Genomic DNA, 25,731 nt, shown 5'->3' with positions numbered 1-25,731 from the left:
CATCAAAGCGTAAAATCGGCCGATAGAACAAAAACGGCATCGGCGTGGGATAGCGCCGCCAAGCGCCGCGCCGGCCGCCCGGAAAGTGCGTTTTGGCGATGGTTCGCGACGGAAAACCACAAGTCCGGCCGCGGCCGATCGGCGACGCTGGCTGCATCCGCGCCGCCTCCGGCAGCCGCAACCCGCAAACAGAGTGAAACGAGTGAGACCGCCTGCCCGGCGTGACAAGATTGGCCGCGATGACCCCCGACGTACCCGCCTCCCCCCTCGCAGAACCCGCGCCGCGGCGCATCCGCTTCGGCATCGTGCTGCTGCCGAACTTCACGCTGACGGCCTTTTCCGGCTTCGTCGACATGCTGCGGCTGTCGGCCGACGACGGCGACTACAGCAAGCCCGTGCGCTGCGCATGGAGCGTGATCGGCGAGACGCTCGCGCCGGTGCGCGCGAGCTGCGGGATCCAGATCACGCCGTGGGAGACGTTCGACGCGGCCGAGCCGTTCGACTACGTGGTAGTGGTCGGCGGGCTGCTGCATTCGGGGCCGCAGGCCGGCCCTGAAACGCTCGATTTCATCCGCCGCGCGGCGACGGGCGGCGCGACCGTCGTCGGCATCTGCACCGGCGTGTTCGCGCTGATGCGCGCCGGCGTGCTCGACGGCTACCGCACCTGTGTGAGCTGGTTCCATTACTGGGATTTCATCGAGCGCTTTCCGGCCGCCGATCCCGACCTGCTGATCGCCGACCGCCTGTTCGTGATCGACCGGCGCCGGATCACGTGTTCGGGCGGCCGCGCGTCGATCGACGTCGCCGCCGCGATCCTGCTGCGCCACTTCGATCACGCCACCGTGCAGAAGGCGCTGCGCATCCTGCTTGTCGGCGAAATGCAGAAAGGCAATGCGCCGCAGCCGCATCCGCCGGGCCTCGAGCCCGCGACGCACCCGAAGGTCAAGCGCGCGATTCTTCTGATGGAACAGCACGTCGGGCGGGCGCTGCCGCTCGAGGAACTGGCGTGCAAGCTCGACCTGTCGACGCGGCAGCTCGAACGGCTGTTCAAGGCCGAGACCGGCAAGAGCCCGCAGGCATTCGCGAAACAGGTGCGGCTGCGCACGGCCGCCTGGCTGCTGACGAGTTCCGACCGCACGGTCGCCGATATCGCGTCGAGCTGCGGATTCGCCGACGCGTCGCACCTCGGGCGCGAATTCCGCAAGCAGTTCGGCGTGCCGCCGGCGACCTATCGCGAGCGCGGCGGCGACGTGGCCGAAATCGACGCGACGCCCGACGCGGTCGAGGACATCGCAGACTGACGGCCCCGGGCGCTTGCGCCTTCGCTGGCCAATTGCAGGCACGGCACACGTTCGCATCGGTTTAGGCTCTTTTTGGAACCGGTTCCAGTCAAGTTGACCGACGTTGGCGGAGATAAACGAGGGTTATTCCGGATGCCGATGCACGCTCAAATTTGTATGATGACCACATCACCTTACAAACCTGAGCATCATGTTCGAGAAAATTCCCGCCCGCGCGATGAGCGACCACGTCGCGCAGCAGCTGCTCAAGCAGATCGAAGTGGGCAGCTTCTCGGCCACCGGCAAGCTGCCGACCGAGGCCGTGCTCGCGCAGGAATTCGGCGTGAGCCGCACCGTGATCCGCGAGGCGATCTCGCGGCTGAAGAACGAAGGCGTGGTCGAGCCGCGCCAGGGCAGCGGCGTGTTCGTGAACCAGCACGGCGCGATCCGGCCGCTGCGGATCGACTATGCGGAGGCCGTCGAGGCCAGCTCGCTGCCGCACCTGCTCGCGGTGCGCCGCGCGATCGAGGCTGAAGTCGCGGCCGAAGCCGCGCTGCACCACACCGACGACGACATGGCCGACATCGACGACGCGCTGCGCAAGATCGACGAAGCGGTGGCCGAAGGGCGCGACGGCGTCGCGGAAGACGTCGCGTTCCACCGCACGATCGCCGCCGTCACCGGCAATCCGTATTTCCTGAAGACGCTGCAGTTCCTGAACCAGTACCTCGAAGCCGGCGTGAAGGTCACGCGGCGCAACGAGGCGACGCGCGAGGATTTCTCGCGCCAGGTGCGCGACGAACACGCGGCGATCGCCGATGCGATCCGCGCACGCGACCCGATGGCCGCCCGCAACGCGGCGCGCACGCACATGTACAACGCCGCCCGCCGTCTCGCGGAAGCCGGCATCTGCTGAAGCCGGTGGCCGCGGCCGTTCCCGGCCGCGCCGCCACGAACCTCTCCCGAATCGATCAAGGTTGACCATGTCACGAAATGTTGGAGTCATCGGCCTCGGCGCGATGGGCCTCGGCGTCGCACGCTCGCTGCTGCGCGCCGGCCTGCGCGTCCACGCATGCGACGTGCGCGACACCGTGCTGCAGGCGTTCGCCGCCGAAGGCGGCATCGCCTGCGCGACGCCGGCCGAACTCGGCGCGCAGTGCGACGTCGTCGTCACGCTCGTCGTCAATGCCGCGCAAACGGAAACGGTGCTGTTCGGCGAACACGGCGCGGTCGCGGCAATGAAGCCGGGCGGCGTCGTGATCGCGAGCGCGACCGTCGCGCCCGAATTCGCGGTCGCGCTCGGCGCGCGCATCGAAGCGGCCGGGCTGCAGATGCTCGACGCGCCCGTGTCGGGCGGCGCCGCGCGCGCGGCCTCCGGCGAGATGACGATGATGACGTCGGGGCCGGCCGCCGCGTATGCCGGCTGCGAGGACGTGCTCGCCGCGATCGCCGGCAAGGTCTATCGCCTCGGCGACGCGCACGGCATCGGCTCGAAAGTGAAGATCATCAACCAGCTGCTGGCCGGCGTGCATATCGCGGCGGCGGCCGAAGCGATGGCGCTCGGCCTGCGCGAAGGCGTCGATGCCGACGCGCTGTACGACGTGATCACGCACAGCGCGGGCAATTCGTGGATGTTCGAGAACCGCGTGCCGCACATCCTGAACGGCGACTACACGCCGCTGTCGGCCGTCGACATCTTCGTGAAGGATCTCGGCCTCGTGCTCGATACCGCGCGCCGCAGCAAGTTCCCGCTGCCGCTGTCGGCCACCGCGCACCAGATGTTCATGAGCGCGTCGAGCGCCGGCCACGGCGGCGAGGACGATTCCGCCGTGATCAAGACCTTCCCCGGCATCACGCTGCCGCCCGCCCGCTGATTCGAACGACGTTCCCGCCATGACCGCTTCCGCTTCCCGTCCCCTGCTCGGCTGCATCGCCGACGATTTCACCGGCGCGACCGATCTCGCGAACATGCTCGTCAAGAGCGGCATGCGCACGGTGCAGACGATCGGCGTGCCCGCCGACGGCGCGGCTGCCGACACGATCGTCGACGCCGACGCGATCGTCGTCGCGCTGAAGTCGCGCACGATCCCCGCCGCAGACGCCGTCGCGCAATCGCTCGCCGCGTACGAATGGTTGCGCGCGCAAGGATGCCGGCAGTTCTTCTTCAAGTACTGCTCGACGTTCGATTCGACCGACGCGGGCAACATCGGACCGGTGGCCGACGCGCTGCTCGATGCGGCCGGCGGCGACTTCACGATCGCGTGCCCGGCGTTTCCCGAGAACGGCCGCACGATCTATCGCGGCCACCTGTTCGTCGGCGACGTGCTGCTGAACGAATCGGGGATGGAGAACCATCCGCTCACGCCGATGCAGGACGCGAACCTCGTGCGCGTGCTGCAACGGCAGACGAAGTCGCCGGTCGGCCTGATCCGCTACGACACGATCGCACTCGGTGCGGCCGCCGTGCGTGCGCGGATCGACCAGCTGCGCGCCGAAGGCGCGCGCTTCGCGATCGCCGACGCACTGTCGGACCGCGATCTCTACGTCCTCGGCGAAGCGTGCGCGGGCCTGCCGCTCGTGACCGGCGGCTCGGGCATCGCGCTCGGCCTGCCGGCGAATTTCCGCCGCGCGGCGCAACTGCCCGAGCGCGACAATGCGGCGTCGCTGCCGCGCATCGACGGACTGTCGGCGGTGCTCGCCGGCAGCGCATCGAAGGCCACCAACGCGCAGGTCGGCGCGTGGCGCGCGACGCGGCCGAGCTTCCGTCTCGATCCGCTCGCGGCCTCGCGCGGCGAGCCCGTCGCCGAGCAGGCGCTCGCGTTTGCGCGCTCGCACCTGCCGCAGCCCGTGCTGATCTACGCGACGGCCACGCCCGACGAAGTGAAGGCCGTGCAGCAGGCGCTCGGCGTCGACGCGGCCGGCCATCTCGTCGAAAGCACGCTCGCGGCGATCGCGCGCGGGCTCCGAGAACTCGGCGTGCGCAAGTTCGTCGTCGCGGGCGGCGAGACGTCCGGCGCGGTCGTGCAGGCGCTCGACGTGAAGGCGCTGCAGATCGGCGCGCAGATCGATCCGGGCGTGCCGGCCACGGCCACCATCGACGCGCAGCCGCTCGGCCTCGCGCTGAAATCCGGCAACTTCGGCACGGTGGACTTTTTCGACAAGGCGCTGCGCGCGCTGGACGGAGCCGCACGATGAGCGACGAAGCGAAACTGCGCGAAGAGATCTGCGTGATCGGCGCGAGCCTGTATGCGCGCGGTCATGCGGTCGGCAGCGCCGGCAACATCAGCGCACGTCTGAATGACGGATGGCTGATCACGCCGACCGATGCGTGCCTCGGCCGGCTCGACCCGAACGACATCGCGAAGGTCGGCGCGGACGGCCAGCCCGTATCGGGCGGCAAGCCGTCGAAGACGCTCGCGCTGCATCGCGGCATCTATGCGCGCAACGCCGAAGCGAACGGCGTCGTCCACACGCACTCGACGCACCTCGTCGCCTTGACGCTCACGGGCGTGTGGCGCGACACCGACGTGCTGCCGCCGATCACGCCGTACTACGTGATGAAGGTCGGCCACGTTCCGCTGATCCGCTACCGCCGCCCCGGCGACCCGGCCGTCGCGGCCGAAGTCGCGGCGCTGGCCGACCGGGTGCGCGGCGTGCTGCTCGACCGACTCGGCCCGGTGATGTGGGGGCCGTCGGTATCGCACGCGTCGTATGCGCTGGAGGAGCTCGAGGAAACGGCGCGGCTGTGGCTGATGACGCAGCCGAAGCCCGAGCCGTTGTCCGACGCGGCGCTCGACGAGCTGCGCCAGACCTTCGGCGCGCGGTGGTAACGCGCCTCATCCCGATCGCACAGTAGTACCGACTTCCATGCCCGCCGTGTGCGCGGGCCCTTCCGTCAGCACACACATACGATCCGGCGGCGTACGCGCCGCCGGCACACGATAGTCCAGGAGACGACGATGACTGCTCTCGACGCGGCCGCAAGCCGCTCGCCCGCCGCGGCTGCCCACTCGGGCGAACTCGACCGCACCTACAAGAAAGTGTTCTGGCGCATCGTGCCGTTCCTGATGCTCTGCTACGTGGTCGCGTATCTCGACCGCGTGAACGTCGGCTTCGCCAAGCTGCAGATGTCTCAGGATCTCGCGTTCAGCGAAACCGTGTTCGGGCTCGGCGCCGGCATCTTCTTCCTCGGCTACTTCCTGTTCGAGCTGCCGAGCAACCTGCTGATGCACCGCATCGGCGCGCGCATCTGGATCGCGCGGATCATGATCACGTGGGGGCTGCTGTCCGCGCTGTTCGCATTCGTGAAAACGCCGACGCAGTTCTACGTGCTGCGCTTCCTGCTCGGCCTCGCGGAAGCCGGCTTCTATCCGGGCGTGATCCTGTACCTCACGTACTGGTTCCCGTCGCATCGCCGCGCGAAGATCATCGCGGTGTTCATGTCCGCGATTCCGGTGTCGGGCATCTTCGGCAACCCGCTGTCGGGCTGGATCATGGAGCGCTTTCACGGCGGCTCGGGTTTCCACGGCTGGCAGTGGATGTTCATGATCGAGGCCGTGCCGGCCGTGCTCGTCGGCATCGCGACGATCCTGTATCTCGACAACAGCATCCGCGGCGCGAAGTGGCTCGACGAGCGCGAGAAGCAGCTGCTCGAGGACGAAATCGCCGCGCAACCGCAGGAACAGCAGCAGCACGGCCATTCGTTGAAGGCCGTGTTCGCGGACCCGCGCATGTGGTGGATGTCGCTGATCTACTTCGCGTTCGTCACCGGCCAGTACGGGCTCACGTTCTGGATGCCGACGCTCGTGAAATCGACCGGCATCACCGACACGCTGCAGATCGGCCTGCTGTCGGCGATTCCGTTCGTCGTCGCGATCGTCGTGATGAACCTGTTCGGCCACAGCGCGGACAAGCGCCGCGAACGCCGCTGGCACCTGATCGTGCCGGCGCTGATGGGCGCGATCGGGTTTGCGGTCGCCGCGTCGTACTCGCACAATACGGCGGTGTCGATCGTGTTCCTGTCGCTCGCGGCAGGCGGCGTGCTGACCTGCGCCCCGCTGTTCTGGTCGCTGCCGACCGCGTTCCTCGCGGGCTCCGCGGCCGCGGCCGGGATCGCGATCATCAACTCGGTCGGCAACCTCGCCGGCTTCGCGAGCCCGTACGTGATCGGCTACCTGAAGGACGTCACGCACAGCACGTCGTCCGGCATGTACGTGCTGGCCGGCATGCTCGTGATCGGCGCGATCGCCGTGTGGCTCACGCCCGCCAAACTCGTGAACCGCTGATCCGGCCGCCGTCATTCGACGCGGGGCGCGCGGCGCCCCGCCCCATACATTCACAGGACCCGCTGCCATGCCACGCTTCGCCGCCAACCTCTCGATGATGTACACCGAGCATGCGTTCCTCGAACGCTTCGCCGCTGCCGCCCACGACGGCTTCAAGGCCGTCGAGTACCTGTTCCCGTACGACTTCGCCGCCGAGGACATCCGCGCGCGCCTCGACGCGCACGGCCTCGAACAGGCGCTGTTCAACGCGCCGCCGGGCGACTGGGCCGCGGGCGAACGCGGCATTGCATCGCTGCCGGGCCGCGAGGACGAATTCCGCCGCGGCATCGACCAAGCGCTCGACTATGCGCGCGTGATCGGCAACAGGAAGCTGCACGTGATGGCCGGCATGGTCGCGCCGGGCGCCGACCGCGCACGCCATCGCGACACCTACCTGGCGAACCTGCGCCATGCGGCGCAGGCTGCCGCCGCGCACGGCGTCACGATCCTGATCGAGCCGATCAACCAACGCGACATGCCGGGCTATTTCCTGAGCCGCCAGGACGACGCGCAAGCGATCCGCGCGGAAATCGGCGCGCCGAACCTGAAGGTGCAGTTCGACTGCTACCACTGCCAGATCGTCGAAGGCGATCTCGCGATGAAGCTCAAGCGCGATTTCGCGGGCATCGGCCATATCCAGATCGCGGGCGTGCCGGAACGCCACGAGCCGGACGTGGGCGAACTCAACTACCCGTACCTGTTCGCGCTGATCGACGCGCTCGGCTACGACGGCTGGATCGGCTGCGAATATCGGCCGAAGGCCGGCACGTCGGAAGGCCTCGGCTGGCTCAGGCCTTACCTGTAATTTCCGTATTCCACCCAGGGCAACGAACATGAAAGTACTGATCACCGGCGGCGCCGGCTTTCTCGGCCAGCGTCTCGCGCGCAAGCTTCTCGAGCGCGGCGAACTGACCGGCCCCGACGGTCGCAGCGAAAAGATCGACGAGCTGGTGCTGCTCGACGTCGTCGAGAGCAGCGATTTCGGCGATGCGCGCGTGACGTCGATCGTCGGCGACATCGCCGATCGCGTGGTGCTCGACAGCGCGATCGACACGCAGACGGGCGCGATCTTCCACCTCGCGGCGATCGTCAGCGGGCAGGCCGAAGCCGATTTCGATCTCGGCATGCGGATCAACCTCGACGCGTCGCGCACGCTGCTCGAAGTGTGCCGCGCGCGCGGCCACCGGCCGCGCGTCGTGTTCACGAGCTCCGTCGCGGTGTACGGCGGCGCGCTGCCCGACGTCGTGCAGGACGACACCGCGCTGAATCCGCAATCGTCGTACGGCGCGGAGAAGGCGATCGCCGAGCTGCTGCTGTGCGACTACGCGCGGCGCGGCTTCGTCGACGGCCGCGTGCTGCGGCTGCCGACCATCAGCGTACGGCCCGGCCGCCCGAACGCAGCCGCGTCGTCGTTCGCGAGCGGCATCATCCGCGAGCCGCTGAACGGCGAGGAAAGCGTGTGCCCGGTTCCGGGCTCGACGCGGCTGTGGCTGCTGTCGCCGCGCGGCGCGATCGACGCGCTCGTCGCCGGGTGCGAGATCGACGGCGCGAAGCTCGGCGACCGGCGCGTGATCAACCTGCCGGGGCTGTCGGTATCGGTCGACGAGATGATCGCGGCGCTGCGTGAAGTCGCGGGCGACGAGGTCGTCAAGCTGATCCGCCATATACCCGACGAACGCGTCGAGAAGATCGTCGGCAGCTGGCCGGGCCGCTGGGATACGTCGCGCGCGCAAGCGCTCGGGCTGAAAGGCGACACGTCGTTCGCGGACGTGATCCGCAGCCATATCGCGGACGAACGGCGCTGATTTGGGCCGGGTCGGGCCGCCTCGCCGCGGCCCGATCGCTGTTCCGACGCGCCACGGCGCGCGTCGCGTCCCGCCCGCCTGCCTACCCGGACGCTTCACGTCGAGCGCGCGCGCCGGCATGAAGCGCGCATCGGCGCCGGGACGACACCGCGCCGCCGCTCCACACGATTCGTATCCGCGCGACCCGCAGCGCGCGTGCCTCGCTCTGTCGCGATGCCGACGGCCTCTCGCAACACGGGTACATGTCGGCCCCTAGTTGCCGACCGGCGCCGGCATGCCGGGCGCGTCCGCCGGCGCGGCCGACGCCGCCATGCGCGCCCGATCCTGCTCGGCGAGCTTCGCTTCCGCGGCCTGGATGTCGGCCGGATACTCGCCGTCGTCGCCCTTCGCCGGGTCGTACCCGGCCGCTTCGAGGCGCATCAGTTCGTCGCGAACCTGCGCACGCGTGAGCGGCGCGGTCGATTGGGCGAATGCCGACTGACCGACGAGCGTACCGATCATCGTCAGTAGTGCGATATATGTTTTCATCATGAACTCCTTCAATGTGATGTACCGATCAACCACGGGACAAGCATGACCTGCACATGCAGGCGGGTGGATCAGCTGCCGAAATAGATCGTGCAGAAGCTGGCGGGGCCGACGCAGGCGGCGGTACCCGGATGCGGCGACATCGTCGCCGGCTTGCCGGCTTCGGACGACATGGCCGGATCGCTGCCGACCGCCGTGCTGGCCTGCCGCTGCGGCATCCGCCCGGCCTGCTGCTGGAACAGCGGACTCACGTCCGGATACGACGTATCGGTCACGAAGCGCAGCCCGTTGTTTTCCGCATCGATCAGTTCCTGCCGGACCTGCTCGCGCGTGAGCGCCTGTGCCGACGCTTGCGTCGCGACACCTGCGAGAGACACCACCGCCACCGTGGCGGCTACCAGCCATTGGGTTTTCATGTTCCACTCCTTCATCAGTCAACGAGACGACGTGCTACACCCGTATGACGACGGAGGGGCTGTGTTTATTCCCGGCTTGTCCATTCGCGCCTGCCGGACCTTCATCGAACTGTCATTCATTCGTCAGCCGGCGTAACCTGACGTAACGCAATGCCCGTCGCGCTTCGGGCAGACTGACCAGCACTTCATCCGGACCGCCCATCGATCGCCCATGTCCGCCGCCTACGACCATGCAGCCGCCCTGCTGCGCACGCTGTACGACCGCCATATCGACAGCGGCGCGGTGCTCGACGCGACCGCATTCCCGGATGCCGAGCGTTTCGTGCGTGCGTGGCCCGCGATCCGCGCGGAGGCGCTCGACGTCGCACGCGACATGCCGCGCATCCCGCGCTTTCACGAAATCATGCGCGAGCAGTACGACATCTCGGCCAACGACGCCCGCGACTGGCGCATGTTCATCATGCAGGCGTACGGCCAGCCGTTTGCGCGCAACCTGTCGCGCTGCCCGACCGTCGCGTCGCTCGTCGCGGCGTCGCCGGACGTGCTGTCCGCATCGCTGTCGTTCCTCGCGCCCGGCAAGCACATCCCGCCGCATCGCGGGCCGTTTCGCGGCATCCTGCGCGGCTATCTCGTGCTGTCGATGCCGAAGCGCGCGGACGGCACGCCGGCCGCCGTGCTGAAGGTCGACGGCCACGAATACCGGCTCGACGAAGGCCGCTTCCTGCTGTGGGACGACACGTTCACGCACGAGGTATGGAACGACAGCGACGAAGTGCGGATCGTGCTGCTGCTCGACATTCGCCGGCGCGGGATGCCGCGCTGGCTCATGTGGCTGTCCAATGCGGTGATCGGCGTCGTGCGGCTCGGGATCCGGATCAGGGGGCGGTCGATTCCGGTGTAGCCGCCGCCACCCTGCACGGCGCCTTCAATGCACCTATCGGCATGCACCGGATCGCCTACACTACAAGCCGTCCCTTCGTGCGGCTCCTGCCAGCTACCGCCATGGCGCACCTCTTCTTCGCCGCGTCGATCCAGCGGCATGTCGAAACACCCGAGCGCGACATCGACGCGCACACGGTCGGCGAAGCATTCGACACCATTTTCAGCGAACAGCCGCGGCTGCGCGGCTACATCGTCGACGACCAGGGCGCACTGCGAAAGCACCTGTCGGTGTTCATCGACGGCCAGCCGATCCGCGACCGGCAACACCTGTCCGACGCGCTTGGCGACACCAGCCGCGTGTATGTCGTGCAGGCGCTCACCGGCGGATAAAGGGACCGATGCACGGGCGCATCCCCATACCCAGTGCCGTCGTACCGAGGCGGACCATCCGGAGACATCGCAAATGAACGATCGACTGCTCGTCGCCACCCGCAAGGGCCTGTTCGTCCTGTCACCCGACGGTAACGGCGGCTGGACGCTCGGCGAACCGCATTTCGTCGGCGAGCCCGTCAGCATGGCGCTCGCCGATCCGCGCGACGGCACGCTGTATGCGGCGCTCAACCTCGGCCATTTCGGCGTGAAGCTGCATCGTCTGCGCGCCGGCGCCACCGACTGGGAAGAATGTGCCGTTCCGGTCTATCCGCCGCAGCCGGCCGATGTGTCGCCTGTCCGTGCCGACACGCGCGCAGGCGGCAGCGACACCGACCACGAGCCGGCCGGATCGCCGCAACCGCCATGGTCCCTTCAGCAAATCTGGTCGCTCGAAGCCGGCGGCACGGACGAACCGGGCGTGCTGTGGGCCGGCACGATTCCCGGCGGCCTGTTCCGCTCGGACGACCACGGCGATTCGTGGGTCCTTAACCGCCCGCTGTGGGATCGCCCGGAACGCGCCGAATGGGGCGGCGGCGGGTACGACGCGCCGGGCATCCATTCGGTGATGGTCGATCCGCGCGACAGCCGGCACGTCACCGTCGGCATCTCGTGCGGCGGCGTCTGGCAGACCGCGGACGGCGGCGCGACATGGCGCGTGACCGCCGAAGGCATGGAAGCCGACTATATGCCGCCCGAACGGCGCGGCGAACCGAACATGCAGGATCCGCACCGCGTCGTGCAGTGCGCGGCCAACCCCGACGTACTGTGGACGCAGCATCACTGCGCGATCTTCCGCTCGACCGACGGCGGCGAACACTGGCGGCGGATCGAAGCGCAACCGTCGAGCTTCGGCTTCGCGGTGGCCGTGCATCCGCACGAACCGGATACCGCGTGGTTCGTGCCGGCCGTGAAGGATGCGTGCCGGATCCCGGTAAATGGCCGATTCGTCGTCACACGCACACGCGACGGCGGCCGCAGTTTCGAAAGCCTGTCGAACGGATTGCCGGCCGCGCCCGCGTACGACCTCGTGTACCGGCACGGGCTCGCGGTGGACGATTCCGGCACGCGCCTCGCGATGGCGTCGACGACCGGCGGGTTATGGACGTCCGCCGATGGCGGCGAGCACTGGCAACAGATATCGGCACACTTGCCGCCGGTGTATTGCGTCAGCTTCGGGTAGCGGCGCGGCGGTCATCGGCCGCCATCCGCGCCACCGCGTCGCGCGTGTGCGCGATTTCCGCTTCGAGCCAGTCGAGAAACCGCCTGACCTGCGGCTCGCGCTCGCGCCCCGGCCGGCACAGCGCGACGAAGCGCGCGCCGTCGAGCCGCACCGCGGGGTCGACCGGCAGCAATGCACCGCGCTCGACATGCTCGGCGGCCAGCACGGAGCTGAGCAGCGCGATACCCTGCCCGTGCAGCACGGCCTGCAATGCGTAATGCTCGTCGTCGTAATGGCGAAACACCGCGCGTTCGAGCCACGCTTGCCGGCCCGCCGCACGACACCACGACGCCCAGTCGACCGACACGGGCAGCGGCGTATCCCACACGGTCTCGATCAGGTCGAGCGGCGCGTCGGTGCGATGCGCGTCGAACCCGGCCGCCGCATACGCACCGAAATACTCGTCGATCAGCGCGATCTCGTGCAACGCGGGAAACTTGCGCGCCGTCGCGCGAATCGCGAGATCGATCCGTGCATCGCGTTCGAGATCGACGAGCGCGTTCCCCGTTTCGACCTTGATGTGCAGATGCGGATCGACCCGGCGAAACGCACCGAGACGCGGAATCAGCCACATCGCCGCAAACGCGGGCGTGGTGGTCAGCACGAGCGTGCGCTCGCCGGCCGCATCGGGACGCACCGCGTCGAGCCCGCGGCTCAGTGCCAGCAATGCATCGTGACTCGCGCGAAACAGTTGCTCGCCTTCGGCCGTCAGCTTCGCGCCGCCCGCGCTGCGCTCGAACAGCAGCACGCCGACGCGGCTTTCGAGCGACTTGATCTGGTGCGACACGGCGGCCGGCGTCACGGACAGCTCGTCCGCGGCGGCCTTGAACGTGCCAAGCCGCGCCGACGCTTCGAATACACGCAACGCGGTCAGGGGAATTTTCGAGAACACGGAGCCTCGCAGGCCGGATGCGGCCGGGTTGAATTCGATTCAATGCGGGTGAGATTAGGTGAATTGAAGCGGCTACGCAACGCGGCTAGCCTTGCGGGACGTCGCGGCATGACGCCGCCGTCGAACCGGAGGAACCCCGTGCAAGGCCTACCGCGCAGGATCACGCAGGCGGTGCTCTACGAAGCGATCGCCATTTCCTGCATCTCGCCCGCAATCGCGGCGATCTTCAAGCAGGACCTCGTCTATTCGGGCGCGCTGTCGGCGACGATGTCGGCGATCGCGATGCTGTGGAACATGATCTTCAACGCGCTGTTCGAGCGTTGGGAAGCATCGCGCCGGCAGCCGACGCGTACGCTCGGGCGGCGCATCCTGCATGCGACCGGATTCGAGGGCGGCCTGATCTTCATCCTCGTGCCGGTCGTGTCGTGGTGGCTCGACATCTCGTGGTTCGACGCGTTCGTCGTCGATATCGGGCTGTTCGTGTTCTTCTTCTGCTACGCGTTCGTGTTCCAGTGGGCATTCGATCGCGTGTTCGACGTGCCGGCGGCGACGAAGCACTCGTGAGTCGGGCCCTTACGCCCCCACGGCGATTTTCGGCAACTGCCACCCGAAGCGCACCGCCGCCATCCGCAGCGCAAAACAGGCGACGCCGCCGAGCACGGCCGCGACGACGGGCGGGCACCCGAGACGCCGGCACGACACGACGACGACCGCGCCGAGCAGCGCCGCACTCGCATAGATGTCCGTGACCAGCACGACCGGTATCCGCGCGAGCAGCACATCGCGCACGACGCCGCCCCCGCAGCCGGTCACGGCGCCCATCAGCGTGGCAATGAACGGGTGGACGCGAAAATCGAGCGCCTTCACTGCCCCCGCGACCGCGAACAACGCGAGGCCGGCCGCATCGAGCGCCGTCAGCAGCGACGGCGGGAACGCGGCGACCCGCGCATGGAACACGAACGCGAACAGCCCGGCCGCGAACGCGAGCGCCGGATAACGCCAGTCGCTCACGGCGCTCGGCGGGCGGGCGCCGATCAGCAGGTCGCGAATCACGCCGCCGCCGAGCGCGACGACGAGCGACAGCACCATCACCCCGAACAGGTCGAGACCGGCGCCGATCGCCGCATTGGCGCCCTCGATCGCGAACACCGCCGTGCCCGCGAGATCGGCGGCGAGCACGACCTGGTCGATGCGCTTCATGCGCGTGGATGGCCGCGGTGCGGCATCGCCCCGTCGCAGCGGGTGCCGGCCGAAACGGTCGCGCCATTCGGCCGCGTGGCGGCTGCCGGTTGCCATCCGGATGCATCGAGCGTGCTGCGGGTCATTGCCGTCTCCTCGATCGGGATCGAGCAGTCTAGCGCATCGCCGGCCGGCGGTCGGGCCAAGCGCGAAGCGGGCAGCAAAAAGCCGGCGCCAGCAGGGCACCCTGCTTGCGCCGGCTCGTCATGCACGTCAGGTTTCGGGTCGCCGCCGCACGGCCCGACGCGTCGCTCAATGCACGCCGAGGTACGCCTTCACCGCCGGCAGCCCCGGCTTGCCGTCGAGCGTCGTCACGCCGGCCAGCCACTTGTCGAGCGCTTGCGGGTTCGCCTTCAGCCATTCGGCGGCGGCCTTGTTCGGATCCTGCTTGTTCATGATCGGCACCATCACGTGGTTCTCGATCGCCGTCGTGAACTGCAGGTTCGACACGAACTTCGCGACGTTCGGGCAGCGCTGCGAATAGTCGGGCGGCGTCGCCGTCAGCACCTTCGCCTCGCCGTAGTTCGGGCCGAACACGTCGTCGCCGCCGGTCAGGTAGTCGATCTTCATCTGCACGTTCATCGGATGCGGTTCCCAGCCGAGGAACACGATCCACTGCTTGTCGCGGATCGCGCGATTCACCTCGACCAGCATCCCCGCCTCGCTCGACTCGACCAGCTTGAACTTGCCGAGGCCGAACTGGTTGCCGTCGATCATCTTCTTGATCAGCGCATTGCCGTCGTTGCCCGGCTCGATCCCGTAGATCTTGCCGTTGAGCTTGTCCGCGTATTTCTGGATGTCCGCGAACGACTTCAGGCCGCCCTGGTACACGTAGTCGGGCACCGCGAGCGTGTATTTCGCGCCGGTCAGGTTCGGCGTCGCGAGCACCTTGATCGTGCCGGCCTTCGTGAACGGCTGGATGATCGGGTCCATCGTCGGCGACCAGTAGCCGAGGAACACGTCGATCTGCTTGCTCTTGATCCCCGCGAACGTGATCGGCACCGACGCGATCGTCTTCGTCGGGTTGTAGCCGAGGCCCTGCAGCATCGTCGACGCGAGGCCCGTGGTCGCGGCGATGTCGGACCAGCCGACGTCGGCGAAGCGCACGTTCTTGCACACGGGCGGGTCGGCCGCATACACGGCCGACATCGGTGCGGTCATCCCGATCCCGCACACCGCTGCGATCAATAGGCGCTTCATCTTGCTTCTCCTCAAAGTGATGTCGTTTGCTTGAATGCGGGATCGCTTGTTGAAGCCGCGCGCCGCGATCCCGGCGGCGTCGCGGACCGAATGATTGCCGCGGTCAGCGCCCCGGCAGCCGGCGCTCGTAGCTCGGCGCATGGCCGAACTGCGCGCGGTATGCCTTGCTGAAATGACACGGCGAATGAAACCCGCAGACCGTCGTGACACGCGCGATCGATGCGTCGGTCGTGCGCAGCAGGTCGCGCGCGCGTTTCAGGCGCAGCGTCAGGTAGTAGTGGGTCGGCGATACGTTCAGGTACACCTTGAACATGCGCTGCAGATGCCGCTGCGACAGCCGCACGAGCCGCGCGAGTTCCTCGAGCGACAGCGGCTCCTCGATGTTCGCCTCCATCAGCCGCACGACCTCGATCAGCTCCGCGCGCGAGAAGCCGACTCGCGCGTCGACCGGAATCGGCTGCGTATCGGTCGAACTGCGGATGCGCTCCAGGATGAACTGCTCGGAGACCTGCGCGGCCAGTTGCTGGCCGAACCGCATGCCGACGAGGTTCAGCATCAGGTCGAGCGGCGCGGTGCCGCCGGTGCAGGTCAGCCGGTCGCGATCGACGACGAACAGCTCGTCGGCGAAGCCCACCTGCGGAAATTCGGAATGCAGCGCGGACAGGTTCTCCCAGTGCACGGTGCAGCGATAGCCGTCGAGCAGCCCGCTCGACATCAGCGCATAGGCGCCCGTGCAGATGCCGCCGAGCGGCAGTCCGCGTTCGGCGAGCGCCGCGAGCGTCTCTCTCGCGCGCTCGTCGACCACGTCGCGGATGCGGATGCCGCCGCACACGATCATCACGTCGGGCAGGTTGTCGTAGTCGAGCGCCTGCGTGGGCCGCACCGCGATGCCGTTGCTGGCATGCGCGGGCGCGCCGTCGAGCGAGTAGATCGACCACTGGTAGTGATCCGCCCGTCCGACGTAGTTCGCCATCCGAAGCACTTCGACCGCGCTCGAGAACGCGATCATCGAGAAGTTCGGCAGCGTCAGGAAGCCGAAATGGGCGAGGGACGAAACCGGTGAAACGCAGGCGGCGGGCGCGACAGCGACGGCGGACGTCACATCGGTCTCCTGGCGAGGAGGTTGCAGAAGGTCAGCTCCGCGGCCGAAGCCGCAGGAGCCGTTATCCATTCAGGGTGAGCGGCCAGCGCATGGCCAGCCGCCGGAGATCAGGCCTGCGCGGGCGCGGCCTTCACGCGAAAGAGCTGCTTGAGGCCCGAGAACAGCGGCGCCTTCACGGTGCCGGGCGCGCGGCCGAAGCTTTCGGTGATGCGGTCGAGAATGATCGCGAGCAGCACGACCGACAGACCGCTTTCGAAACCGAGGCCGATATCGAGGCGCTGGATACTCGCGAGCACGTCGTTGCCGAGACCGCCCGCGCCGACCATCGACGCGATGATCACCATCGACAGCGCCATCATGATCGTCTGGTTCACGCCCTGCATGATCGACGGCAGTGCGTTCGGGAACTGGACCTTGTACAGCAACTGCCACGGCGTGCAGCCGAATGCCTGGCCGGCTTCGACGATCTCGCGGTTCACGTGGCGGATGCCGAGGCTCGTGAGGCGCACCGCGGGCGGCATCGCGAAGATCACCGTCGACAGGATCCCCGGCACGCGGCCGAGACCGAACAGCATCGCGGCCGGAATCAGGTAGACGAAGGCCGGCATCGTCTGCATCAGGTCGAGGATCGGGCGTACGATCGCGGCGACCCACTTGCTCTTCGCGGCCCAGATGCCGAGCGGAATGCCGAGCACGAGGCTGATGATCGTCGACGACAGCGTGAGGCCGAGCGTGATGACCGTTTGATCCCAGAAGCCGGTCGCGAAGATCAGCAGCAGCGACGCGGCGGTGAACAGCGCGAAGCGCCAGCCCACCCGCCACAGCCCGACGCCGATGAAGATCGCCATCATCAGCCACATCGGGATCGCCTGCAGGCCGTGCTCGACGAATGCCGCGAGCCCTTCGATCGCTTGACCGATCGCGTCGAACGTCTTCGCGTCGTGGTCGAGCAGGTAGTGAACGGACTGGTCGACCCAGCTGCCGAGCGGAATCATTTCAGACATGGGAGCCTCGCGAACGCGTGATGGCCTTCAGGATGAGCGCACGATCGACCGAGCCGCAGTAGCAGCCGTCGTCGTCGACGACGGGCAGTGCATTCGGGCTCGCGACGACGCGCGCGACGACATGTTCGAGCGACGCATCGCGCCGGATGCTTTCGATCGGCCGCACGGACGGCGTGTCCTGACCGATCGCGTCGCGCGTGACGAAGCCGCGGATCTTGCGCTGGGCATCGAGCACGAACGCGTATTCGGCGCTGCCGTTCAGCGAAGCCGCGACGTTCGCGGCATCGCACTTCGAGACGAGCGGCACGGCGCCCGTCTGCATCAGGTCGCCGGCGGTGAGGTAGCGGCTGGTGTCGATACCGTCGAAGAATGCGCGCACGTAATCGTCGGCCGGATTCGCGATGATGTCCTGCGGCGTGCCGACCTGCACGAGGCGCCCGCCCTCCATGATCGCGATGCGGTTGCCGATGCGCAGCGCTTCCTCCAGATCGTGCGACACGAACATGATCGTGCGGCGCTGCTCCTTCTGCAGTTGCAGCAGCACATCCTGCATTTCGCGGCGCTTGAGCGGATCGAGCGCGGAGAACGCCTCGTCCATGATCATCAGCGACGGGTTGACGGCGAGCGCGCGGGCGAGGCCGACGCGCTGCTGCATGCCGCCCGACAGCTCGGACGGCAGCTTGTGCGAGAACGGCGCGAGGCCAACCTGCTCGAGCACTTCCATCGCACGGCGCTCGCGCTCCTTCTTGCCCATGCCCGCGACTTCGAGTCCGAACGCGGCATTCGACACGACGGTGCGATGCGGCATGAGCGCGAACGACTGGAACACCATGCTCATGTCCTTGCGGCGCAGCGCGGTCAGCGCCGAGCGGCGTGCGGACGCGACGTCGAGCCCGTCGATCAGCACCTTGCCGGCGCTCGGATCGACCAGCCGGTTCACGAGGCGGATCAGCGTGGACTTGCCGGAACCCGACAGGCCCATCAGCACGAAAATTTCGCCTTCCTGCACATCGAAGGAGACGTTGTGCACGCCGACGACCTGACCGGTGCGCTTGAGCACTTCGTCCTTCGTCGCACCGGCGGCGAGCATGTCGAGCGCCTGCTGCGGATTGCTTCCAAACACCTTGCACAGACCTTCGACCACAACCTTGGGGGCATCCATCGAAACCTTCTCCTCGTGTAGCGGGGACTCGCGCTTGTCATAGCGTGCCTACATAGTTGCCAGAAAAAACCCCGGCCTGCCGACGAATTACGACAAACGCTTGCGCAAATACGACATGGGCGGATGGCGGCCGGTGGCTCCGGCGGGCGGGACTGTGCGCACCATGCGCGCGGCTTGCGGCGGTGCATCAGGCGTGCGGCCAACAGCGGAGAGGGTTGCAGCCGATCGTTGTGCGGTGCGAGGTGGCCGCATCGGTACGGCAAAAGGCAGAAGAATGCGTGGAGGGTGCGTCGCTTTCGGACAAATCAGCGTCCGTTCGGGAAATCTCTCATACACGCGCGCGGCGCGAAGCGAGGATGGCGAGTGTAGAGGCGCGCCTTCGGGGGTACGAGCATGCGGGCATGCCGCATCCGCGCCATGACCGCATGCTCGCCCCTTCGCGTCAGCGTGCCGACGACGCGCGGAAACTCGCGAGCCAGTCGTGCCACATCGCATCTTGCGTCTCGCCGAACGGGCGAACGCCGGTGCAGGAAAAAACCAGCACGCGGCCGGGCCGATGAATGAACGCGGCTTGTCGCTGGTGAATCGTCTGGGCACCGTGCTTCTGCATCGCACTGAACTGTTCACCGGCGATCTCACCGCCCAGCGTGACAGGCTCGCGCCGCGTCAGCGTATAGCCCGGCAGGTTCTTCCGGAGCAACACGAGCTGACGATCGAGATATGCCGTCAGCGTCTCGTTCGACAACAGCGTGTCGCGGGTGATATTGAAGTTGATTGGCGGCAGATTGGCATCGCTCAGCACGAAAACGGTCGTCGAGCGATCTTCGAATCCATTGGGCAGCGCAACGCTGCCTTCCTCGATGGTGTAGCGTGAATCCATGTGATTTCCCAATGTGGTTTATCGGAGTCAGGTGCAAACGGCGATGCGCGCCCCTCATCACCCAGGCGTCGTATGCCATTGCGGCGATCTGCACACCCTTCCGGCGGGACCGCGTCGTTCTCGAGAAAATCGACCCCATGACGTCAAATGGTATCCGCCAAATTCATCTCAATAAATACCCGACTGTAAAATCGCCCTGTCTTTTACACTTCTTTTCATTCCATTTAAAACTCGATCATCCCCTCGTCGCGATGACTCGCACTTCAAATCAGCATACCGAAATTAATCGTCGACTACCGGCCTGGCTACACGATCCCGTTTCCACGTTTCCGTGGTCCCATCCCGGATCTGTCCGTCGGCCGACCGACCTTGGCCTCCGTGCATCGAGACGACGCGACGAAGCGCACCGGATCGGCCTGTCGGATGACGAAACCCGGGAAGCGAACGGCGCGATCGACCGGCTATGCTAGATTCACGGATGAGATTCCCGGCTACTCTGCGCCGGCGATATTCTCGAGACATGTGCCTGACAAAACGGGCCATAGTGAATGAACTGCGCCTCTGCTTTTTTAATCGCGTGGGATCCGAAAATCCATAAGAAGAGGGAACGCACTCCATGATGTGGGTCTTGAGCGCGATCGGCTTCATCGCAGGCGGCATCGCCGGCCTGATGCATGACTTTTCCCCCGTGTATGGCGCGTTGCTGGGCTGGACGCTCGGGTTCCTGATCGGCCGCAGGCTGCACCGCGGCAAGCGCCCTGCCGGGACACAGGCGCCCGCAGCCCTTCGCGACGAGCCGCCCGGCACGCTGGCCGAGCGTGTCGCGCGACTCGAAGCGGCGGTCGAAACACTCACGCAGGAAGTCGCCCGACTGCGGGGCCAGTCCGCGAACGTATCGACAACCAACCCGCCACCCGCATTCCCGGCGCAGCCGCAGCCCGAGCCGCAGCAGCAGCCGGCACAACCCGTCGCCACGCGCGATGCGTACGCGATCCCCCCAACGAGCGCCGTCCCCGCATCCATGCCCCGAGCGGCGGCATCCGCGCCGCCTGCCGGACCGATCGCACCGCCCGCCGCCGCGGCCTCGGCGACAACCGGCACGCGCAACACGCACGAAGCCCCGGCGCCACGCGAACCCGGCATCACCGATCGCCTGTTCCGCGCCGCACGCGACTGGCTGCTCGGCGGCAACACGGTCGTGCGTGTCGGGATCATCGTGCTGTTCTTCGGCGTCGCGTTCCTGCTCAAGTACGCGGCCGACAACGACATGCTGCCGATCGAATTCCGCCTCGCGGGCACGGCGCTCGCCGCGGCCGCGCTGCTCGCGATCGGCTGGCGCGTGCGGGCGCGCCGCGCCGCCTACGGCCTCGTGCTGCAAGGCGGCGGCGTCGGCATCCTGTACCTGACGATCTTCGCCGCGACCAAGCTCTATGCGCTGCTGCCCGTCGGCGCCGCGTTCCCGCTGATGGTCGCGGTCTGCGCGCTGAGCGCGTTCCTCGCGGTGCGGCAGAACGCGCTGCCGCTCGCGTTCATGGGCAGCGCGGGCGGCTTCCTCGCACCGATCCTGCTGTCGACCGGCCGGGGCAATCACGTCGCGCTGTTCAGCTACTACGCACTGCTGAACGCGGGCATTTTCGCGATCGCGTGGTTCAAGGCCTGGCGCCCGCTGAACCTGCTCGGCTTCGTGTTCACGTTCACGATCGGCTCCGCGTGGGGCGTGGCGGCCTATCGCCCCGCGCTGTTCGCGAGCACCGAGCCGTTCCTGATCCTGTTCTTCCTGATGTATGTCGGCATCGCGCTGCTGTATGCGGTGAAACGCGAACTCGCGCTGCGGCACTATGTGGACGGCACGCTCGTGTTCGGCACGCCGATCGTCGCGACCGCGCTGCAGGCGTCGCTCGTGAAAGGCATGCCGTTCGGGCTCGCGTGGAGCGCGGTCGCGCTGTCGGCGTTCTACGTCGCGGTCGCCGCGTGGCTCGCGCGGCGCCGCGACCGCCTCGGGCTGCTGTTCGAATCGATGCTCGCGCTCGCGGTCATCTTCGCGACGCTCGCGGTGCCGTTCGCGTTCTCGGGGCCGACGACCAGCGCCGCGTGGGCCATCGAAGGCGCGGCCGTCGTGTGGCTTGGCGTGCGGCAGAAACGCCTGCTCGCGTTCGGCTTCGGGTTGGTGATGCAGGTCGCCGCGGCCGGCGCGTTCTTCACGAGCCTGCTGGGGCCGGCCGACACCGCTGCGCTGCCGGTGCTCAACGGCCCGACTATCGCGATGCTGCTGATCGCGCTCGCCGGCCTGTTCACCGGCTGGTGGCTGCACGGGCGCGGCGAAGCGCGCGCATGGCACGCATGGATGCCCGAGATCGGTGTCGCGGCTGCCGCGTGGGGGCTGCTGTGGTGGATCAGCGGCGGGCTGCACGAGATCCTCGTCCATGCGAGCCGCCACGTCGACCTGCATGCCGATCGCTTCGTTATCGATACGACCGCGCTGTTCGCGGCCGGCACCGCGTGGCTCGCGCACGTCGCACGCCGCCGGCTCGCGTGGCCGCTCGCCGAATGGCCCGCGCTCGCGCTCACGCCGGTACTGGCGCTGCTCGCATTGCGCGCGTTCGAGGCACACGAAGCGCCGCTGTCGGGCATGGGCGCGTTCGCGTGGCCGGTGGCCGTCGGCGCGGGGCTTGCGCTGCTGTGGCGCCAGTCGCGCGGCACGACCGGCGCCGCTGCGGCGAACGGAACCGTGCCCTCCGTTTCGACAGCCATCCTCGCGCCGCTGCATACGCTGGCGTTCTGGACCCTGTGCGGGCTGCTGTCGCTCGAAGGTTTCTGGCGCCTGCGCGCATTCGTCCCGGAAGGCGCGTGGAGCTGGAGCGCATGGGCGTACGGCTTCGGGGCGCTGCTCCTCGTCGTGTCGGGCCCCGGCTCGCGCCTGCGCTGGCCCGTCGCGGCGTTCCCGCGCGCGTACCAGGTGTGGGGCGCCGCGCCGCTCGCCGCGTTGCTGTGGCTGTGGACCCTCGCCAGCACGGTGAGCGACGGCGACGCATCTCCGCTCTTCTGGCTGCCGCTGCTCAATCCGCTCGACATCGCGCAGGGCCTCGTCTTCGTCGCCTTCGCCGCGTGGCGGCGCCGCTTGAGAGCGCTCGGCATCGCATGGCACCCGCGCGTCGTCGGCTATATGGCGATCGGTACCGTGTTCCTGTGGTTCAACGCGCTGATGCTGCGCACGCTGCATCACTGGACCGGCGTGCCGTACGAATTCGACGCGATGGCCGAATCGACGCTCGTGCAGGCGTCGGTATCCGTGTACTGGACGGTCTGCGCGCTCGCGATCACGATCTGGGCCACGCGCCGCGGGCTGCGACCGCTGTGGTTCGTCGGCGCCGCGCTGCTCGCGCTCACGGTCGTCAAGCTGTTCCTGTTCGACCTGTCGCACGTCACCGGCATCGAGCGCATCGTGTCGTTCATCGGCATCGGCGTGCTGCTGTTGTTGATCGGCTATTTCTCGCCGCTGCCGCCGAGGGCCGCCGTGCAACGGGACGAGCGGCCATGAAACGACTCGCCGCCCTGCTCGGGCTGAGCCTGCTCACGTCGTTCGCCGCAGCCGACGGCGCACCGAACGCCGGACGCGTCACGCAGCGCTTCGCGCTCGACCTCGACGGCAGCGCCGCGTATTACCAGCTCACCGTGCCGCAGCCGGTGTATGCGGCGAGCCGACGCGACGATCTCGGCGACGTGCGCATCTTCAACGGCTCGGGCGAGCCGGTGCCATACTCGCTCGACGCGCCCGCCGCGGCCGGGCCCGCCGTGCCGCCGTCCCGCACGCCGGTGCACTGGTTCCCGCTGCCGCCCGCCCGGGCCGAGAACGGCAGCGCGCCGCTCGGCGTGACGGTCGACCCGGACGGCGCGCTGCGCGCGGCCGTCGCGACGCCTTCGCGCACCCGGCGCGGCGCGGACCTCGTCGACCTGTCGCATACCGACGGCAGCATCGATGCGCTGCTCGTGCACGTGGACGACGACAGCTACCAGGGGCGCGTGTCCGTCGAAGCCAGCGACGACCTGCGCAGTTGGCGGCCGCTCGGCAGCACGCAGTTGCTGAAGGTCGGCCGCGGCAACGACGTGCTCGTGCAGGAACGCATCGCGCTCGACGGCGCGGCGCCGCGCTACCTGCGGCTGGACTGGCTCGACGGCGCGCCGTCGATCGCGTCGATCGACGTCGAGACGCATCCGCGCGACGCACGCGGCACCGATACGGCGTCCGTGCCGCGCCAGTGGCGCGACGCCGTGCGGGTACGTGCCGGTGGCGCACCGGGCGAGTATCTGTTCGACACCGACGGCGCATACCCCGTCGACCGCGTGCGCATCGACCTGCCGCAGCCGAACACCGTCGCGCGCGCGATGCTGCAAAGCCGCGCCGATGAGCAAGCGCCGTGGCGCGACGTCGCGAGCGCCGTGTTATTCCGGCTGCAAGCCAAGGGCGGCGAGCAGCGCAATCCGCCGCTCGGGTTCTCGGCGAATACGGACCATGCGTGGCGAATCGTCGTCGACATGCGCAACGGCGGGCTCGGCGGCTGCCAGCCGGGCGTCGCGATCGGCTGGCATCCGGCCGCGCTGACCTTCGTCGCGCGCGGCATGCCGCCGTTTACGCTCGGCGTGGGCGACGCATCGCTCGTGCCGTCGGCCGTGAGCCGCGACGCACTGCTGGTCGGCATGGCGCCCGAAGTGCGGCCCGCACGCGTCGGCGCGGCGCTGCCGGTGTCGGCGGTCGCGCCGATGGCCGCCACCGATGCGGACGCCGGGCGCCGCTACGTGCTGTGGGGTGCGCTGGTGGTGGCCGTCGGCGTGCTCGGCACGATCGCATGGCGCCTCGCGAGGGGCGGCGGCGAGACGCGCCACCGCGACGAGTGACGCCCACACGCCTTTGCACGCCGCCTGACGCGCCATTCATCGAGCGCGGCCGTTCTTTGGATCATCGCCATGCGCGACCGCACGGCGTCATCGAATGGTCCGTGCCCCGGCCTGCCGCGCAGGCCACGCGACGCGCGAGCGGCACGAGAGCCGGCACCCGCCCGTCGCTATCGGGCCGCGAAGCGGCCGTGCTGACGCGGCCGCCACGGCGACGACCGGCAACTGGCTGCGCCGGCCGCGCGACGCGCCGCGAAACGGCCGGCACGACGCACGCCCATGTCGTGCCGGGCCATCGCGACGATGCGCGGCGCCCATGCATGCATGGCACGCCGTACGGCCGCCACGCGGGCCGCCAGCCGCGACGCCGGCGATACGCGGCGCGCGGGACGTGCAACGGGCCGTTTGCACAGAATCGCGCTGTCGTAGCGCTTGCCGGCGAAGCGCATCACGTCGACCACCTCGAAACCCTGCGCGCCATAGAATGCGAGCAGATGCGCGGCAGGCCGCGGGGTATCCAGCGCGAGCAACGCATAGCCGCGCAACGCGGCCCACTGCTCGGCGAACGACAGCAGCAACGCGCCGATCCCGCGACTCTGGCAAGCCGGGTCCACCGCTACCTGGCGCACGCTCGCGACGCCTTCGCGCCGGTACAGCGGGCAGGCCGACGACGGATCGGTCGCATACAGCGTGGCCGTGCCGACGACACGCCCGCCGCACACGGCGACATAGCACTCGCCCGCTTCCGCGCGGCGGCGCGTGACGGCTTCGTCCTGATCCACGCACGTGCAGTTGAGCCCCATCGCACCGAGCCGCGCGAACGCGCGGTGCAGCAGCGGCGTGAGTTCTGCATAGCTGTCGATTGCCGGATCGAAACGCCGGACGATCACCCGATCGGCGCACGCCGAAGGCGGCGCGGCAGGGGTGCGGTCGGCGATCGCGTTCCGGGGTATCGACATGGCCATGCTCCGTGGTGAAGATGCACGGAGTCTAGGAGCGCGCCGGTCGCCGTCGCAAGAAAAAATGTCGTAAAAATGCCGGGGTAGCGCGGCGGGCGGGACCTGCGGCGAGATGTGGATTCCGCTCGTCGAGCAGTTCGGCGGCATGCATCGCGGCTACGTCCTGCCGTCGGAAGGCGCGAGCAACATCGCGCTCGCGATGTTCTCGTTCCCGGGCCTCGCCGAATACGAGCGCTCGCTACCGCGAACGCGCGAAGGACGATCCGGCCTGCCAGGCCGCGTTCCGCTATGCGGAAGAAACGCGGTGCATCGTCAGCTACGAGCGCAGCCTCTTCCGGCCGGTGTTCGAATAACGGGCAGCGCCGCCGCGCATCGCGCCCCATTTCCCTGCCGAAGACGAAAAAAAGGTTCATCGCAGGAAACCGTGGAGGGTTTGAGAGCAATTGCGTAACCTGACGCCTGACTTTAAGGACGTCAGGAGAGGCAATTGCTCGATCGCAAGGCACTTCAGGCACTG

The 25,731-nt window shown here is 68.2% G+C and carries 23 protein-coding genes and 2 pseudogenes; 15 read left to right on the top strand and 10 right to left on the bottom strand.

Annotated elements, in window-relative coordinates; translation table 11 throughout:
• The first annotated feature begins 239 nt into the window (after positions 1–239).
• The 8 genes from HWX62_RS17525 (at position 240) to denD (ending at position 8,409) form a co-directional block, all read left to right on the top strand.
• On the top strand, positions 240–1,301 hold the full coding sequence (locus HWX62_RS17525; RefSeq protein ID WP_175931558.1) for a GlxA family transcriptional regulator: 1,062 nt from the start codon (positions 240–242) through the stop codon (positions 1,299–1,301).
• A gap of 190 nt (positions 1,302–1,491) precedes the next feature.
• The gene (locus tag HWX62_RS17520) at positions 1,492–2,196 is read left to right on the top strand and encodes an FCD domain-containing protein (protein WP_175931559.1); all 705 of its coding nucleotides are present in this window, start codon (positions 1,492–1,494) and stop codon (positions 2,194–2,196) included.
• A gap of 67 nt (positions 2,197–2,263) precedes the next feature.
• Positions 2,264–3,154 carry an L-threonate dehydrogenase gene (gene ltnD / locus HWX62_RS17515; RefSeq protein WP_006489132.1) on the top strand — a complete coding sequence of 297 codons (891 nt, stop codon included), beginning with the start codon at positions 2,264–2,266 and terminating at the stop codon, positions 3,152–3,154.
• Between the two features lie 19 nt (positions 3,155–3,173).
• Positions 3,174–4,475 carry a 3-oxo-tetronate kinase gene (gene otnK / locus HWX62_RS17510; RefSeq protein ID WP_175931560.1) on the top strand — a complete coding sequence of 434 codons (1,302 nt, stop codon included), beginning with the start codon at positions 3,174–3,176 and terminating at the stop codon, positions 4,473–4,475.
• Positions 4,472–5,110 (top strand): aldolase, encoded by a 639-nt coding sequence (locus tag HWX62_RS17505; protein WP_175931561.1) that lies wholly within the window; start codon positions 4,472–4,474, stop codon positions 5,108–5,110. Before otnK ends, HWX62_RS17505 begins: the two co-directional genes overlap by 4 nt.
• A 129-nt stretch (positions 5,111–5,239) precedes the next feature.
• On the top strand, positions 5,240–6,565 hold the full coding sequence (locus tag HWX62_RS17500) for an MFS transporter (RefSeq protein ID WP_175931562.1): 1,326 nt from the start codon (positions 5,240–5,242) through the stop codon (positions 6,563–6,565).
• A 67-nt stretch (positions 6,566–6,632) separates the two neighbouring features.
• Positions 6,633–7,409 carry a 2-oxo-tetronate isomerase gene (gene otnI, locus HWX62_RS17495; RefSeq protein ID WP_175931563.1) on the top strand — a complete coding sequence of 259 codons (777 nt, stop codon included), beginning with the start codon at positions 6,633–6,635 and terminating at the stop codon, positions 7,407–7,409.
• Positions 7,410–7,437: 28 nt separating this feature from the next.
• Positions 7,438–8,409, top strand: a complete 972-nt coding sequence (gene denD, locus HWX62_RS17490; RefSeq protein ID WP_175931564.1) for a D-erythronate dehydrogenase — start codon at positions 7,438–7,440, stop codon at positions 8,407–8,409.
• 252 nt (positions 8,410–8,661) lie between these two features.
• Here denD and HWX62_RS17485 read toward each other — a convergent pair whose 3' ends face one another.
• Together HWX62_RS17485 and HWX62_RS17480 are read right to left on the bottom strand one after the other, a co-directional pair.
• The gene (locus HWX62_RS17485) at positions 8,662–8,937 is read right to left on the bottom strand and encodes a DUF4148 domain-containing protein (protein ID WP_175931565.1); all 276 of its coding nucleotides are present in this window, start codon (positions 8,935–8,937) and stop codon (positions 8,662–8,664) included.
• 71 nt (positions 8,938–9,008) lie between these two features.
• Positions 9,009–9,353, bottom strand: coding sequence for a DUF4148 domain-containing protein (locus HWX62_RS17480; protein ID WP_175931566.1), 345 nt, complete (start codon positions 9,351–9,353; stop codon positions 9,009–9,011).
• 211 nt (positions 9,354–9,564) lie between these two features.
• Here HWX62_RS17480 and HWX62_RS17475 point away from each other — a divergent pair, with 211 nt between their 5' ends.
• From HWX62_RS17475 to HWX62_RS17465, 3 genes are all read left to right on the top strand, one after another.
• Positions 9,565–10,254, top strand: a complete 690-nt coding sequence (locus tag HWX62_RS17475) for an aspartyl/asparaginyl beta-hydroxylase domain-containing protein (RefSeq protein ID WP_175931567.1) — start codon at positions 9,565–9,567, stop codon at positions 10,252–10,254.
• A 101-nt stretch (positions 10,255–10,355) separates the two neighbouring features.
• On the top strand, positions 10,356–10,625 hold the full coding sequence (locus tag HWX62_RS17470) for a MoaD/ThiS family protein (protein ID WP_175931582.1): 270 nt from the start codon (positions 10,356–10,358) through the stop codon (positions 10,623–10,625).
• A 73-nt stretch (positions 10,626–10,698) separates the two neighbouring features.
• Positions 10,699–11,847 (top strand): exo-alpha-sialidase, encoded by a 1,149-nt coding sequence (locus HWX62_RS17465; RefSeq protein ID WP_175931568.1) that lies wholly within the window; start codon positions 10,699–10,701, stop codon positions 11,845–11,847.
• Here the strand turns inward: HWX62_RS17465 and HWX62_RS17460 are convergent.
• The gene (locus HWX62_RS17460; protein ID WP_175931569.1) at positions 11,834–12,778 is read right to left on the bottom strand and encodes a LysR substrate-binding domain-containing protein; all 945 of its coding nucleotides are present in this window, start codon (positions 12,776–12,778) and stop codon (positions 11,834–11,836) included. The genes HWX62_RS17465 and HWX62_RS17460 overlap by 14 nt on opposite strands.
• 138 nt (positions 12,779–12,916) lie before the next feature.
• On the opposite strand from HWX62_RS17460, the gene HWX62_RS17455 reads away from it, so the two are divergent.
• Entirely contained in the window at positions 12,917–13,342 is a 426-nt protein-coding gene (locus HWX62_RS17455) for a PACE efflux transporter (RefSeq protein WP_175931570.1), read from the top strand.
• A 9-nt stretch (positions 13,343–13,351) separates the two neighbouring features.
• Here HWX62_RS17455 and HWX62_RS17450 read toward each other — a convergent pair whose 3' ends face one another.
• The 6 genes and pseudogenes from HWX62_RS17450 to HWX62_RS17425 form a co-directional block, all read right to left on the bottom strand.
• Positions 13,352–13,978, bottom strand: a complete 627-nt coding sequence (locus HWX62_RS17450) for a trimeric intracellular cation channel family protein (RefSeq protein WP_175931571.1) — start codon at positions 13,976–13,978, stop codon at positions 13,352–13,354.
• A 291-nt stretch (positions 13,979–14,269) separates the two neighbouring features.
• Positions 14,270–15,217 (bottom strand): choline ABC transporter substrate-binding protein, encoded by a 948-nt coding sequence (locus HWX62_RS17445; protein WP_175931572.1) that lies wholly within the window; start codon positions 15,215–15,217, stop codon positions 14,270–14,272.
• Between the two features lie 103 nt (positions 15,218–15,320).
• Positions 15,321–16,319, bottom strand: a complete 999-nt coding sequence (locus HWX62_RS17440; protein WP_175931573.1) for a GlxA family transcriptional regulator — start codon at positions 16,317–16,319, stop codon at positions 15,321–15,323.
• Positions 16,320–16,426: 107 nt separating this feature from the next.
• Entirely contained in the window at positions 16,427–17,323 is an 897-nt protein-coding gene (gene choW, locus HWX62_RS17435; RefSeq protein WP_125331573.1) for a choline ABC transporter permease subunit, read from the bottom strand.
• Positions 17,316–18,616: pseudogene (locus tag HWX62_RS17430) on the bottom strand (glycine betaine/L-proline ABC transporter ATP-binding protein); the annotation flags it as partial. The gene choW and the pseudogene HWX62_RS17430, both read right to left, overlap by 8 nt.
• Positions 18,617–18,927: 311 nt before the next feature.
• On the bottom strand, positions 18,928–19,365 hold the full coding sequence (locus HWX62_RS17425; RefSeq protein WP_175931574.1) for a DUF1795 domain-containing protein: 438 nt from the start codon (positions 19,363–19,365) through the stop codon (positions 18,928–18,930).
• Positions 19,366–19,981: 616 nt separating this feature from the next.
• Between HWX62_RS17425 and HWX62_RS17420 the strand changes: the two genes are divergently transcribed.
• Positions 19,982–22,903, top strand: coding sequence for a DUF2339 domain-containing protein (locus HWX62_RS17420; protein ID WP_175985198.1), 2,922 nt, complete (start codon positions 19,982–19,984; stop codon positions 22,901–22,903).
• Positions 22,900–24,258, top strand: coding sequence for a DUF3999 domain-containing protein (locus HWX62_RS17415; protein WP_175932795.1), 1,359 nt, complete (start codon positions 22,900–22,902; stop codon positions 24,256–24,258). Before HWX62_RS17420 ends, HWX62_RS17415 begins: the two co-directional genes overlap by 4 nt.
• A 167-nt stretch (positions 24,259–24,425) precedes the next feature.
• Here the strand turns inward: HWX62_RS17415 and HWX62_RS17410 are convergent, their stop codons facing one another.
• On the bottom strand, positions 24,426–25,214 hold the full coding sequence (locus tag HWX62_RS17410) for a GNAT family N-acetyltransferase (protein ID WP_175932794.1): 789 nt from the start codon (positions 25,212–25,214) through the stop codon (positions 24,426–24,428).
• A gap of 106 nt (positions 25,215–25,320) precedes the next feature.
• On the opposite strand from HWX62_RS17410, the pseudogene HWX62_RS17405 reads away from it, so the two are divergent.
• A pseudogene (locus HWX62_RS17405) lies at positions 25,321–25,567 on the top strand (NIPSNAP family protein); the annotation flags it as partial.
• Positions 25,568–25,731: the final 164 nt, after the last annotated feature.

Source organism: Burkholderia sp. BCC0506 (assembly GCF_902833145.1).
Classification (GTDB): Bacteria; Pseudomonadota; Gammaproteobacteria; order Burkholderiales; family Burkholderiaceae; genus Burkholderia.
Note: the sequence above shows the minus strand (reverse complement) of the source record. Positions and strands in the feature narration are given on the sequence as shown.